Source organism: Flavobacterium sp. N1736 (genome assembly GCF_025947065.1).
Classification (GTDB): domain Bacteria; phylum Bacteroidota; class Bacteroidia; order Flavobacteriales; family Flavobacteriaceae; genus Flavobacterium.
Genome location: NZ_CP109994.1, coordinates 1913944 through 1926776, shown reverse-complemented (window position 1 = coordinate 1926776; position 12833 = coordinate 1913944). Strand labels below are relative to the sequence as shown.

Here is a 12833-nt window from a genome sequence, read left to right as displayed (position 1 = left end):
ACTAAGATTCTAAGGTTCTGAGTTGATGAGGTTTTTAATTTTTTAGACTCGATTGTAATCGGCTTTCCAGTGTACGATTGCTTTTTTTATGGCGTTTCCGCTAAGGTTATTTTTTATGGTATCGTCGATTAAATCAAGAATTTCGTCGTCCGGAGCAAAACGCAGGGCAAATATTTGATCGTCGTTTAATTTATATTCAAATTCTTCCAAACGTTTTCCGGTGAGTGTAAAATAACGGTAGCGAAGTTCGAGCCTAACGATTCTGTTTTGTAAAATAAGGGCGTAATGCTGGCGTAACATAAAGGCAAGGCAAAACAAAAAGATGAAACATACGCTAATAAATATCCAGATTAATTGATCGTTTGTGGTGCAGGCAAAATAAATACTTCCTGCCAAAAATGCTATGAGAACAGGGTAATAGACAAAATGATGCCAAGGATAAAACCTAATATGGTTTGAATATGTTTGAATTTTCATGATTTTGGTGCATTAAATAATAGTGTTAAATTAATAAAAGCTATTCAAAAAGAATAGCTTTTATATAAAATAAACTAACAACCAATATTTTTATAATCTAATCTTTTTAACGTAATTTATAAGTAGTGAGTCCATATAAATTACAAGAGTTTCAATTATTTAAATATCTTAAAACCTTTGGTAAAATTATCTTATAAGCGGTTTTGTTTTGTTACATTTTAAAATGATTTTATTATACAATTCAAATCAGGGTTTCGATAATTTTCCATTCTTCTAATTTTGTTTGAAATGTTTGGCTTGCATTTGCCGGACTTGACGATGGTAATGTGATTAATTGATATTCTTTTTTTAAATGAACATATTTTTTAAAAAATGCTGCAGCTTTTTGTCCGTTAAAAAGTATGGTTTTAATGTTTGGATGATTTTCGAGATAGGTTTCAAAATCATTTGCAATTTCATTTTTTATAGCGCTGTCTAAACTTCCTATGCGATCGCAAAATTGCAAAACATCCCAAAGGGCAATTTTATTTTTTTGCAAAAGCGCTTTTTTGGTTTCATAATCTTCAGAGAAATTTTCATTTAAAATGGCAAACATAAATTTCCAGAAATTGTTTTGTTTGTGTCCATAATATTGATTGAGTTCTAATGATTTTGTGCCGGGCATTGTGCCTAGAATCAAAATGTTAGCGTTGTTGGACGTTATTGGGGCAAAAGAAAAACTTTTCATTTACGAGGCTTAGTTTAGGGTAAAATCTTAAATGTTAAAATAATCATTTACAGGGAATTATAAAACAATTTGTAAAAATTATATAACAATTTCGAAATGTGATTAAACGAACTTTGAAGGATAGATTTTTTAAGGAATCCAACGCCCTTACAGGAAACTTTTTCGTTTCTCAAAGATCTATAAAAATAGAATATAGAAATTTTAAAATCCATGCAAAATGAAAATAGTTACTATTAATACAGAGAAAATCGAAAATATTTTTGAAGAGTTAACTTTAAACGTAGGCGGAAAGGTGACTTTTGATTTAGACGAGTATACATTAGAAGTCAATAATAGTTTTGCAAAAGGATCGATTATTGGTTCTTCATTCAACGATGATATTTCGTATGTACAATTTGATATGACTTTTTCTGCAGATGTTCGAATGAATATCTTAAACTTAAAATCGTCTCCAGTTTATTTTGCTTATTGTTCAAAAGGTAATTTATCACATAGTTTTGGAATTACGGGCGAGGAAAGAAAATTAAAAACATTTCAAACTGCCATTCTTTCATCAAAACAAGATCAGGAACATGTTTTGTTTTTTGAAAAAGATAAAAAAACGAAATTCACTTTGATTATTGTGGGAACTCAAATTACCATAAACCAAACGCATTCGCTAAACGAAAAGGTAAGAGAAACGTTTTTTGGAGAAAATACGGTGGAGGATTTCTTTTATTTAGGTTCGTATAATTTAAGAATTGCCGAAAAAATTGAACAATTAAATGCCGTTACTCAAAACGGAATCGTTCGTAATTTATTGAAAGAAGGTATTTTGAGAATTATTCTTGCAATGGAAATTCAACAGCATACAGATGATTTAATTGCTGCTACAAAAGATACAAATTGTTTGACTTTAAGAGAAATGGAAGAAATCAAAGAACTTTCTGAAGCTATAAAAGCCAATCCTGAAGAACCTTTTACCATTAAATCGTTAAGCAAAAAATCAGGTTTGTCACCAAACAAATTACAGGAAGGTTTTAAAATGATTCACAATCGTACGGTGAATGATTATATCACGCACATGCGAGTTTTAAAAGCCGAAATCCTTATTAGAACTTCTGACTTAAATATTTCTGAAATTGTGTACTGCATTGGCTTTACAAGCAGAAGTTACTTCTCTAAAATCTTCAAACAAAAATTCAATTGCAGTCCAAAAGAATATAAGTTTAATTTGAATCCTTTAGCGATTACAGCGTAGAAAAAAAGTTACTGAGTTGCTAAGATTCTAAGTTGCTAAGAAAAAAAAACTTAAAAACTTAGCAACTTAGAATCTTTAGGAGTTTAGAGAAAGTTACTAAATTGCTAAGATTCTAAGACACTAAGGCACTAAGAAAAAAAACTTAGAATCTTAGCAACTCAGAATCTTAGTATCTTTTTTTACACTACATTTGCATAACTAATTATATAATCACTTATAATATGGATTTTTTTAATAAAGTTGGCAAAGTGGCTTTAGGAAGTCGGTTGCGTTTGATGACAGCAATAATAACAGATGATGCTGCAAAAGTGTACGAATTGTACGGTGTAGATTTTTTGCCGAAATGGTTTCCGGTTTTTTACACGCTTACAGAGGAACGAGAAATTACGATTACTGAAATCGCAAATGAAATTGGACATTCGCAGCCTTCAGTAAGTAAAATTGTTCAGGAAATGATTGCTGCCGGACTTGTGCAGGATAATAACCTGAAAACTACCGATAAACGCAGAAACATCGTAGCTTTGACGGATCAGGGATTAATTCTGTCTCAGAAAATTAAATTGCAATGTATTGATGTTGAAGCAGCTGTAGAATCTCTAATTTCTGAATCAAATCATAATTTATGGGCTGCTCTTGAAGAATGGGAATTTTTACTGGAGCAAAAATCACTATTTAAAAGGGTGAATGAACAGAAAAAAATACGTGAAAGCCAAGATGTTCAAATTGTAGATTATACACCTGAATATCAGGAAGCTTTTAAGGCTTTAAATGTAGAATGGATATCAACCTATTTTGAAATGGAAGAAGCAGATTATAAAGCTTTGGATAATCCGAAGGAATATATTTTGGATAAAGGCGGAAAAATTCTGGTTGCTTTATATCAAAATGAACCCGTTGGTGTTTGCGCTCTCATTAAAATGAATCATGAAACGTATGATTTTGAAATGGCAAAAATGGCGGTTTCTCCAAAAGCGCAGGGAAAAAGTATTGGCTGGCTTCTTGGCGAGGCAATCGTAAAAAAAGCGAAAGAACTGGGCGCTTCAAAGTTATATCTGGAAAGCAATACAATCCTTAAACCCGCAATTAATTTGTATCATAAATTAGGTTTCGAGAAAGTTTCTGGTTTGCCAACACCTTATAAACGTTGTAATATTCAGATGGAGTTAGTTATTAAGTAAGGTTCAAAGGTTCAGAGGAACAAAGGTTCAAAGGTTTTTGTCAATGTTTTTAGCCTTTGTCCCTTTGAACCTTTGCCTCTTTGTACCTTATCGACCAAACTTATAATACTCCAAATCCTGATTCTTTTTATTATTGATAGAATCCAGAATTGAATTCATGGCAATAACGCTAAAGGTAATTCCGTTGCCTCCAAAACCTAAAACGTAGTGTTCATTTTTTTCGGGATCGGGTTTACCAAAATAGGGAAGTCCGTCTTTTGTTTCTCCAAAAGTTCCCGCCCAGGAATAGTCGATTTTGAATTTTATTTTTTGAAATTTTCTTTGGAATTTCTTTAGTAGATATTGCTCTTTTTTAGGCAATAGTTTATCTCTTTTTTTCGGGTCTTTAAACTCTTCGTCGCCACCGCCCATAATAATTCTGTTATCCGGAGTAGATCTAAAATAGATGTACGGATTTGAAGTATCCCAAAAAATAGCATTCTTGAACGCTTTTGGCAATTCAGGAATACTTTCGGATACAATTACATACGTACTTTTTAGATCGACCACTTTCTCTGTCAGTGTTTCGGTACTTTCATAACCGGTACAGTTTATAACATGATCGGCGGTGATGGTAAATTTATCTTCGGTATGCGCGATGATTTTTCCTTTCTGATTTTGGATTGAAGTAATATTGGTGCGATCAAAAATCTGCATTCCTTTTTCCTGACAATAATCCAGTAAATCATTGGCGAGTTTAAACGGATCCATAACGGCAGCGGTTTTAGATTCTATGGCTGCAACGGCATTTAATCCCATTTTTTCTAAATCCCATTTTTCGAGCCAGCTTACATCAAAACCATGCTCTTTTCGGCATTTAAATTCTGTTTTTAAAAAAGGAAGATCTCTTTTTAAAGAGCAAAAATAAATGCTCTTTTTAAACTCAAATCCGCAATCGCTTTTAATATTATCGACTATGGCGCGTAAGTCAAAAATGGCTTTTTTGCCATTTCTATAACTGTCTACAGCGCAATTTATACCTCTTAGTTTTATTAGATCGTGAAGCGATACATCAATTTCATATTGAAGTAAAGCGGTACTTGCGGCGGTGCTTCCGTTACACATATCACGGCGGTCTACAATTATAACTTTTCTTCCGTCGTTAATAAGCTTGTACGCCATTAGTGCTCCGGTGATTCCGCCGCCAATAATTAAAATTTCGGTTGTTAAATCTGAATCCAGTGATGGATAACTTACATCCATTGCATGTTTTAGTGGCCAGAAAGTTTCTGTTGAGCGTAACTTCATTTTTTGGTACTGTTTTTAGTGCGCATTTGACTTCTGTTTTTATCCTTGCGTTCGTGTTGATCCTGAGCTTCGCCAATAGAATGCGAGGTTCTGATGCTTTCATCTTTTTTAGACAGTTCGCTTAGTCTGTGGTAATATTTTTGAACAATAATCATTTCTTCTTCCGTCATGCTTTCAATATCAACCAGACTATTGCTCGAATATTCGTTTGAAGCAACTAATTCATTTAATTTCAATTGTATGGCAAGTGAGTCTTTATTTTGAGCTTTCTGAATTAAAAAAACCATCAAAAAGGTAATAATCGTCGTTCCGGTATTGATTACCAATTGCCAGGTTTCTGAATAGTTAAAAATTGGACCACAAACTGCCCAAACCACCACAATTAAAAAGGCGCTTATAAAAGCTGTTGTGCTTCCGGCGGCTTTTGAAACTTTCGAGGCAAATTTTTCGAATGTACTGGTACTATTCTTTTTTTTAGTTTTCATTTTATTTTTGCTTTTTTGTTTTTTTGCTGACTTTTTCTTCCCGAATTACTTTGTTGTTTTTCTCATCATAAACCGCATCATTTATTTTTTGACCGGTTTTACTGAAAATTTTAATTTTTGGATCTTCATGTGTTCCTGTAATTACAATTGGAAATCCTACGAGACCAAAAGGCGGAAGCCCTAATCGCATTCGTAAATCCAATAAACCATCAAAACTTGTTGTCCCTTTTATAGTAGGTTTAAAACTGGCGACACTAAACGTAAAAGGGTCAATATGAATTAAGTTATTATCAATGGTTGACGTAATTTCAATACCTTTCATATCGGGATTATTCAAGCCTTCTTGTCCGGTTTGAGAACTAATGCCATCAAACAATTTCAATCCTTTTACTTGTACATCGCGCAGGTTTAAAGTTCCGCCACCTTCAAGCGATTCATAAATTGGACCCATATTTCCGTTTAAATCACCTTTTACGGTATAATCAACGCTTACAATTCCCTGTGCTTTTTCGGCAGCTGTAACCATTTCATGAAACATCGGAATTTCTTTGTATGCTCTTTGTACGCTAAAATCTTTGGCTGTAAAATGCGCATCAAAATGGGCAGATGTTGGCGATTCGTCTTTATACGTAGCATTGATTCCTAAAATACAGTCGATGATATTAAAATTGGCATTTTCGAGATAAAAACCAGCTTTTGTAATTCCCACTTTTCCGGTTAGTTTATTTAAAACAAGTCCGTTATATTCTACTTTGTCAACATTTGCGTTTAAACCAACATTTAGGTTTTTTGGCACAATAACAACGCCGCTCATTTTTGGATGATCTTCTTTGGCGTATTCTACTTCAAGGTTTCGATCTGTATTTTCGCCTTTTTTGAGCGCCATAAATTCATCAACATTAATGAGTTTTGATTTTAAGTTGAAATCTCCGCTCAAAGTTCCGTGCGATTCCAGAAAGTAATTAATCGTATTCAGCAAATATCCGTTAATGGCAAAATCTGATTTTCCGTAGAAAGCATCGAATTTTTCAAACCACATTTTCTCATTCTGAAAACGGAAATTTCCCTGTTTGATATAAAATGCTTTCGGAAAAAGTTCTGAAGTTGCTTTTATATTTTTCAGAATAATAGTGCCGCGATTATCCAGTTTATTGTATTGTCCGGTTGTGGCATAACTTTGTTTTCCTTTTAATGAAAGATCAGCTTTTGCCCAGCCGGTAAGGTCAACCCCTTTTCGGGAAAAAACTTTATAGATGCGTCCAACATTCAATTCGCCTTTAATTTTTGCATTGTAAGCCAGATCCGTAAAATCTGAAAGTGTTGCGTTTACATACATCGGATTTCCTTCAAAAACAAAAGATGCGGGCGCAACAGCGACAATCAAATCCTGAAATGTTCCGGCTTTATTAAGCACATTGGCAATAAAAGTAATATCGGTAATTGGGTTGGGATAGGCGTCTGTTTTTAGAGAACCATTTCGCAATGAAATTCCGCCAATAGTTTTCGGAAACAGTTTTTTTGATGTACTAAAAACACCTCTTGCCTGTATATTTGTTTTTAAAATTCCTTTTAAATCAACAGTATTCAAACCCAAAGCGGCATCAACAGTGGCAAGATCCAAAGCGCCTTTTACGCTTGCATTAACCGTCATTTCGTTAAATCCTTTACTGTGCAGATAAGCGGTGAAATAATCTTTTTCGCCTACTTTAAATTTTAATGTTCGAAGATTTATTAATAGTTTTTCGACATCAAGTGAAGGTAAAACGGTATTTAAATCCATCTCAAAATCAGTTAACGGCGCGGGCGCATTTTGATAATTTATGGCGCCCTCCTTGATTTTTAAGTTAAAAGCCAAATCTGGTTTTTGATTTTTAGCTACATTATAATTCCCTCTAAAAGATAAAAGCAAATCACTTTTTCCTGAAATTTCGGTTTCTTCCAGCCACGTTAAATATTCCGGAGGCATAACAGAAAACAAATCTTTTACGGTTGTATTTTGTGATGCAGCTTTGATATTGATTTTATATCCGTCTCTTAAAATCGTAAATAAACCTGTAAATGTTAAAGGCAATTTGTTGATTTTTAATTCATTTTTTTGCAGAATAAACGAAAGTGCGTGTGTATTGATTCTGGTAATTAAATCGGCACGTAATTCTTTCCTTCTCAAATACGCAGTTCGGTTGTAATAAAAATCGATGTTGTCAATTTTGGCATCGGTATTTAAGTCAAAAATATCTTCGCTTAGATTTCCTTTTCCAACATAATTAAAACCTTTTGCATCAACGAGAATTTTGGCAGATCTGTCGTTATATTTTACATGACAATCTTCAAGATCAATACGTTCTAACCTAATCGCAGTTCCTTCTTCAGGATCATCGGTTTTGTTTTTATCTTTTTCGGGAGCTTTATAAATGTTGTAATTGGCTTCTCCTTTTTGGTTTACCATTACATTTATTAATGCTTTTGAAACATATAATTTATTAATTTTTACTTCGTTGTCAAAAATCAGTCTTTTTAGGTTGATACCAAACGCAACCTGTTCTGCTTTTAGCAAAGTATCGTTTCTAAAAGGCGCAGAACCTGTAAGCGATAAATTGTCAAGCGAAACGGTTAGCGACGGAAAATGAGTAAAAAATGAAAGTCTCGATTTAGAAAAATCCATTTTTGTATCTAATCTTTCGTTGGCTACTTTTTTTACTTCTGAGGCAACTTTTCCGGGAAATAATAGTGGAATGAGAAATAACAACAGCAAAATAGATGCTATTGTTATCCCTAACACTTTGAGTGTTTTAACGGCAATATTTTTGAAAGACGAATTCATGGGCTTGCTTGTATTTAAATTACTTTTTGGCTTTCTCGGCTTCGGCAGTTTTTTGAGCTTCTGCTTTTTTGGCGTCTTCTTCTTTTTGTTTTTCTTCTTTAGCTTCTTTTTTTTCTTCTTTTTTTTCTTCTTTGGCTTTTTCTTTTTCTTCTTTAGCTTTTTGAGCTTCTTCCTGTTTTTTCTCTTTCTCTTTTTCTTTTTTCTTGAAATAACCTTTAAATAAGAAGTTGCTTTTTGCAGCTTCCATATTTTCGCTGAAACCTTTTGTACCGCTTTCTAAGTTGTTAAGTGTATTCGAAACGCTGTTTGCCATTTTATCATCACGAACCAATCTTGCCAAAGCTCCGTTTCCGTTGTTCATGCTGTGGCTAAAAATGGCCAGTTCTTCCGTAATTACACCTGCATTATCAACACTTTTTTTTACGCTTTTCATGATGTCGTTCATCTCGATTCCGTGTACAGAAGCAATTGCACCGTTGTTTTCAACCGGTTTTGTCGATTTTACTCCCGGAGAAATTGTCAATACTTTATCGCCCATTAAACCATCTGAACCAATGCTGGCGCGGGCATCTGTTTTGATAAATTCGCGAACGTCATCTTTAATAACCATACTTACGACTACAGATGAATCGTTTACCAGCCTGATTTCTTCGATCGTTCCGATATTTATTCCTGAAAAACGAACATTGTTACCAACTTCTAAACCGCTTACGGTTTTAAATGTTGATGTGATGTTAAATGTCGAACCAAACAGGTTTTTTTGTTTCCCGATGAAGTAAATTGCCAATATAAAAAGCAATAACCCAATTGTTACAAACATTCCTAATTTCCAAGTATATCCAGATTGCTTATCCATGATTTCTATTTTTATTTTTTAGTTTTATTCAAAAAAAGAGCGTACCCATTCGTCTTCGCTTTTCTCCAGTTCTTCGTAAGTTCCTTCGGCATGTATTACACCATCTTTTAAAACCATAATGCGGTCTGCAGTAAGTTTGGCACAAGCCATATCGTGTGTAATAATAATCGAAGTTGTTTTGCGTTTATGTTTTATATCGAGTATTAACTCGCTGATTTCTCTCGATGTTATCGTATCTAAACCTGTTGTTGGTTCATCGTATAAAATAATTTCAGGCTTTAAGATTAAAGTTCTGGCAAGACCAATTCTCTTTTGCATTCCGCCTGATAATTCAGATGGCATTTTGTCTATGGCATCGCTTAAACCTACATTATCAAGTGCTTCGATTACTTCACTTTCGACTTCTTCCGGAGTTATATCGCGTTTGTGTTTTTTTAAGGTAAAAGCTAAATTTTCTCTTACGGACATTGAATCGTATAAAGCGCCGCTTTGAAATAAAAATCCTATTCTGACTCTGATTTCATTCAGTTCGCTTTTTTTAAGATTTAAAACATTTTCGTCAAAAACCTTGATTTCGCCTTTATCCGGTTCGATTAAACCTACAATGCATTTTATAGTTACCGATTTTCCGGAACCGGAACGTCCTAAAATCACTAAATCTTCGCCTTGATTTACCGTTAGGTTTACACCCTGCAAAACTTTGTTGTTTTTGCCAAACGTTTTGTGCAGGTTTTTAATCTCGATTATCGGAGCTTTAGTTTTTGCCTTAGATTCTTTTTCTATATGTTTTTCTTCCTTGATCATCTTTAAAAAAATAAGTCGGTTATTTGTACGGCTACCATATCGATAATAAAGATGGTTAAGGACGCTGTAACAACGGCAGAGTTTGCAGCTCTACCAACACTTTCGGTTCCGTTTGAGGCGTTGAATCCTTTATAACATCCAATCATTCCAATAAAAAATCCGAAGAAAAAAGTCTTTATCGTAGCCGGAATTACATCCAGAAATTCTAACGACTGAACAATTTGTGTCAGATATCTGTAAAAGTTTACATCGCCGTGAATATTAATTCCCACATAACCACCAACTATACCTATCGCATCTGCAAAAAACACTAAAATGGGTACCATTAAAGTACACGCCAAAATGCGCGTTACAACCAAATAATTATACGGGTTTATAGCTGAAACTTCCATTGCATCAATTTGTTCTGTAACCTTCATTGAGCCTAATTCTGCACCTATTCCGGAAGAGATTTTTCCGGCACATATTAACGCTGTAATTACCGGAGCAATTTCTCGTATTAGCGAAAGCGCGACCATTCCGGGTAACCAGGATTCGGCACCAAATTTTACCAGCGTAGGTCGTGATTGCAGCGTAAGTACAAGTCCCATAATAAAACCTGTAATGGCTACGAGCGGTAATGATTTATATCCAATCAGATAACATTGTTTCAAGAACTGTTTTGCCTCATAAGGTGGTATAAATACTTCCTTAAAAAACTGCTTTGCAAACAACGTTGCATTTCCTACTTCTTCGAATGTATTTTTTAAAGTGAGTATCAAAATAGTTGTTTTATTGGTGAGTTTATGTTTTGAAAATCAATATTTTAACATATCTAATTTTCCTTTATTATTTAATATTAAAGTTATCTTAATTGTTAACGAAAAATATTACAGAACTTTTTTTCAAGTTTATATAATTTACATCGCCACACAATAACTCAAAAAGAATTACGTTGCCAAACCGGGCTAAAACAAAAAAAAATCCCTTTGTTTAAAGGGATTTTTTTGAAGTGTGATTTATTATAATTGAGCTTTAAAAAGCAGCATTCATTATTCTGTAAACTTTTTAAAGATAGAACTCGCAATATGACCTCCAAAACCAAAGGTATTGCTCATGGCATAATTGACTATTCTGTGTTGTGATTTTCCTAATGTTAAATTAAACTTGTCTGCAAAATCAGGTTCTACATTTTGCGTATTTATGGTTGGCGGAACGATGTTTTCCTGAACGGCTTTAATACACGCAATAGCTTCAATTGCTCCGGCACCGCCCAATAAATGTCCCGTCATTGATTTTGTGGCACTAATATTAGCATTGGGATTAATGCCAAAAACTTTTTCCATCGCTTTAAGTTCACTCAAATCTCCGGTTGGCGTAGAGGTCGCGTGTGCATTAATATAATCGATTTTGTCCGGCGTAATTTCAGCTTCTTCAAGGGCAAGTTCCATTCCCAGAATTGCGCCTTCACCATCAGGATGTGTTCCTGTTAAGTGGTACGCATCTCCGGCTAAACCACCGCCAACAATTTCGGCAAGAATTACGGCATTTCTTTTTATGGCGTGTTCGTAGCTTTCTAATATGATTGCGCCGGCACCTTCGCCCAAAACAAATCCGTCTCTGGTTGCATCAAATGGGCGTGAGGCTTTTGTAAAATCATCGTTTAATGTAGACAATGCTTTTGAAGCGTTGAAACCGCCAATTGAAGATTCTGAAATCGAAGCTTCAGAACCACCGCTAATAATCATATCGGCTTTTCCCCAACGAATGTAATTGAAAGCATCAATAATTGCGGTATTACTTGCCGAACAGGCGGAAGCCGTCGTATAATTGATGCCGCGAAGTCCGTATTTTATAGAAATAGCGCCCGAAGCAATGTTAATAATTCTTTTTGGAATAAAAAACGGACTGAATCTTGGCGTTCCGTTTCCTAATTTATATTCTCCAATTTGTTCTTCAAAAGTAGAAACACCGCCATCGCCGGAACCCCAAATAACACCAATTCTGTTTTTATTTAAAGTATCAAAATCAATATTGGCATTCTTTATGGCTTCATCCGTAACGTATAAAGCGTATTGTGTAAAGAGGTCATATTTTCTAATTTCATTTTTTTCAAATATATGCTGTGCATCAAAATTTTTAACTTCGCAGGCAAATTTGGTTTTAAATTGTGTTGTGTCGAATTTTGTTATTTCGGCTGCACCGCTTACTCCGTTAATTAGGGAATTCCAATATTCTGAAACATTATTTCCGATAGGAGTTAAGGCTCCCAATCCGGTTATTACAACTCTTTTCATTATTTTTTAGGTTTTAATTCTTCCAGGATTGTTTGTTTTACAACGTCAAAATCATTTTGATTTGTAAGTCTGGATAATTGTACAATTGCAATCATATTCGTTATTATCATCAACGCTTTTGTTCTTGAAGGCATTTGAAAATCAAATATTTTGAGTTCTTTTCCTTCTGTCAAAATTTCGGTTACCCAAGTAAGGACAATGTTGGCAAATAATTGTAATTCTGTTTTTATGGTATCGTCCAATGTATTTAAATCTGTTGCTAATGAACCAACAAGGCAAACTTTTCCTTCCTTTTTAATTTGTTCCTGAACGGCTAAAAAAGCTTCAAGTTTAATTAGCGGAGATTTATTGGCAACTTCTATTTTTAAAGTTTCAACGCGTTCGATATGTTCTTTGATTGTAGCAACGCCAAGATCTGATTTTGTTGGAAAATGATAATGAATTGACGCTGTTTTGATGCCAATATCATTCGAAATATCTTTAAAACTAAAGGCATTATAGCCTTTGTTTCTAATATATTGATCTGCTTTTTCTATAATTGATTCTTTTGTAGTCATTGCAAATATTTTCGAGCAAAGATACTACCTATTAGTAGATAGGCAAAATTATTAAGGCTTATTTTTTTGAAGGAATTAAAAACGATAGAATAATCCGGAAGTTTTAAAAACGTGTAAAACAAAAA

Annotated in this window: 12 protein-coding genes; 2 read left to right on the top strand and 10 right to left on the bottom strand. The window is 34.0% G+C overall.

What is annotated here, in order from left to right; genetic code table 11:
- Positions 1-42 precede the first annotated feature (42 nt).
- Together OLM54_RS08155 and OLM54_RS08150 are read right to left on the bottom strand one after the other, a co-directional pair.
- Positions 43-477, bottom strand: a complete 435-nt coding sequence (locus OLM54_RS08155) for a DUF6526 family protein (protein ID WP_264538097.1) — start codon at positions 475-477, stop codon at positions 43-45.
- 241 nt (positions 478-718) lie between these two features.
- Positions 719-1204, bottom strand: coding sequence for a DNA-deoxyinosine glycosylase (locus OLM54_RS08150; protein ID WP_264538096.1), 486 nt, complete (start codon positions 1202-1204; stop codon positions 719-721).
- Positions 1205-1421: 217 nt separating this feature from the next.
- Here OLM54_RS08150 and OLM54_RS08145 point away from each other — a divergent pair, with 217 nt between their 5' ends.
- Both OLM54_RS08145 and OLM54_RS08140 read left to right on the top strand, forming a co-directional pair.
- A complete protein-coding gene (locus tag OLM54_RS08145; RefSeq protein WP_264538095.1) occupies positions 1422-2444 on the top strand; it encodes a helix-turn-helix domain-containing protein in 1023 nt (340 codons plus the stop codon).
- Between the two features lie 221 nt (positions 2445-2665).
- Positions 2666-3622 carry a bifunctional helix-turn-helix transcriptional regulator/GNAT family N-acetyltransferase gene (locus tag OLM54_RS08140; RefSeq protein WP_264538094.1) on the top strand — a complete coding sequence of 319 codons (957 nt, stop codon included), beginning with the start codon at positions 2666-2668 and terminating at the stop codon, positions 3620-3622.
- Between the two features lie 87 nt (positions 3623-3709).
- Here OLM54_RS08140 and OLM54_RS08135 read toward each other — a convergent pair whose 3' ends face one another.
- The 8 genes from OLM54_RS08135 to OLM54_RS08100 form a co-directional block, all read right to left on the bottom strand.
- Positions 3710-4909 carry an NAD(P)/FAD-dependent oxidoreductase gene (locus tag OLM54_RS08135; protein ID WP_264538093.1) on the bottom strand — a complete coding sequence of 400 codons (1200 nt, stop codon included), beginning with the start codon at positions 4907-4909 and terminating at the stop codon, positions 3710-3712.
- Positions 4906-5394, bottom strand: a complete 489-nt coding sequence (locus tag OLM54_RS08130; RefSeq protein WP_264538092.1) for a low affinity iron permease family protein — start codon at positions 5392-5394, stop codon at positions 4906-4908. The genes OLM54_RS08135 and OLM54_RS08130 overlap by 4 nt, the downstream gene beginning before the upstream one ends.
- 1 nt (position 5395) lies before the next feature.
- Entirely contained in the window at positions 5396-8173 is a 2778-nt protein-coding gene (locus OLM54_RS08125; RefSeq protein WP_264538091.1) for an AsmA-like C-terminal region-containing protein, read from the bottom strand.
- Positions 8174-8234: 61 nt separating this feature from the next.
- On the bottom strand, positions 8235-9071 hold the full coding sequence (locus tag OLM54_RS08120) for an MlaD family protein (protein WP_264538090.1): 837 nt from the start codon (positions 9069-9071) through the stop codon (positions 8235-8237).
- A 24-nt stretch (positions 9072-9095) separates the two neighbouring features.
- Positions 9096-9875 carry an ABC transporter ATP-binding protein gene (locus OLM54_RS08115; protein ID WP_264538089.1) on the bottom strand — a complete coding sequence of 260 codons (780 nt, stop codon included), beginning with the start codon at positions 9873-9875 and terminating at the stop codon, positions 9096-9098.
- A 2-nt stretch (positions 9876-9877) separates the two neighbouring features.
- Complete coding sequence (locus OLM54_RS08110) at positions 9878-10636, bottom strand: MlaE family ABC transporter permease (RefSeq protein WP_264538088.1); 759 nt, start codon at positions 10634-10636, stop codon at positions 9878-9880.
- A 270-nt stretch (positions 10637-10906) separates the two neighbouring features.
- Positions 10907-12151, bottom strand: coding sequence for a beta-ketoacyl-ACP synthase II (fabF, locus tag OLM54_RS08105; RefSeq protein ID WP_264538087.1), 1245 nt, complete (start codon positions 12149-12151; stop codon positions 10907-10909).
- Positions 12151-12708, bottom strand: coding sequence for a TetR/AcrR family transcriptional regulator (locus OLM54_RS08100; RefSeq protein WP_264538086.1), 558 nt, complete (start codon positions 12706-12708; stop codon positions 12151-12153). The genes fabF and OLM54_RS08100 overlap by 1 nt, the downstream gene beginning before the upstream one ends.
- Between the last annotated feature and the right edge of the window lie 125 nt (positions 12709-12833).

What these genes read in the sequence shown, in the direction of transcription:
- OLM54_RS08155 (WP_264538097.1), bottom strand. Translation starts at nt 477, where the DNA reads ATGAAAATTCAAACATATTCAAACCATATTAGGTTTTATCCTTGGCAT.
- OLM54_RS08150 (WP_264538096.1), bottom strand. Translation starts at nt 1,204, where the DNA reads ATGAAAAGTTTTTCTTTTGCCCCAATAACGTCCAACAACGCTAACATT.
- OLM54_RS08145 (WP_264538095.1), top strand. Translation starts at nt 1,422, where the DNA reads ATGAAAATAGTTACTATTAATACAGAGAAAATCGAAAATATTTTTGAA.
- OLM54_RS08140 (WP_264538094.1), top strand. Translation starts at nt 2,666, where the DNA reads ATGGATTTTTTTAATAAAGTTGGCAAAGTGGCTTTAGGAAGTCGGTTG.
- OLM54_RS08135 (WP_264538093.1), bottom strand. Translation starts at nt 4,909, where the DNA reads ATGAAGTTACGCTCAACAGAAACTTTCTGGCCACTAAAACATGCAATG.
- OLM54_RS08130 (WP_264538092.1), bottom strand. Translation starts at nt 5,394, where the DNA reads ATGAAAACTAAAAAAAAGAATAGTACCAGTACATTCGAAAAATTTGCC.
- OLM54_RS08120 (WP_264538090.1), bottom strand. Translation starts at nt 9,071, where the DNA reads ATGGATAAGCAATCTGGATATACTTGGAAATTAGGAATGTTTGTAACA.
- OLM54_RS08115 (WP_264538089.1), bottom strand. Translation starts at nt 9,875, where the DNA reads ATGATCAAGGAAGAAAAACATATAGAAAAAGAATCTAAGGCAAAAACT.
- fabF (WP_264538087.1), bottom strand. Translation starts at nt 12,151, where the DNA reads ATGAAAAGAGTTGTAATAACCGGATTGGGAGCCTTAACTCCTATCGGA.
- OLM54_RS08100 (WP_264538086.1), bottom strand. Translation starts at nt 12,708, where the DNA reads ATGACTACAAAAGAATCAATTATAGAAAAAGCAGATCAATATATTAGA.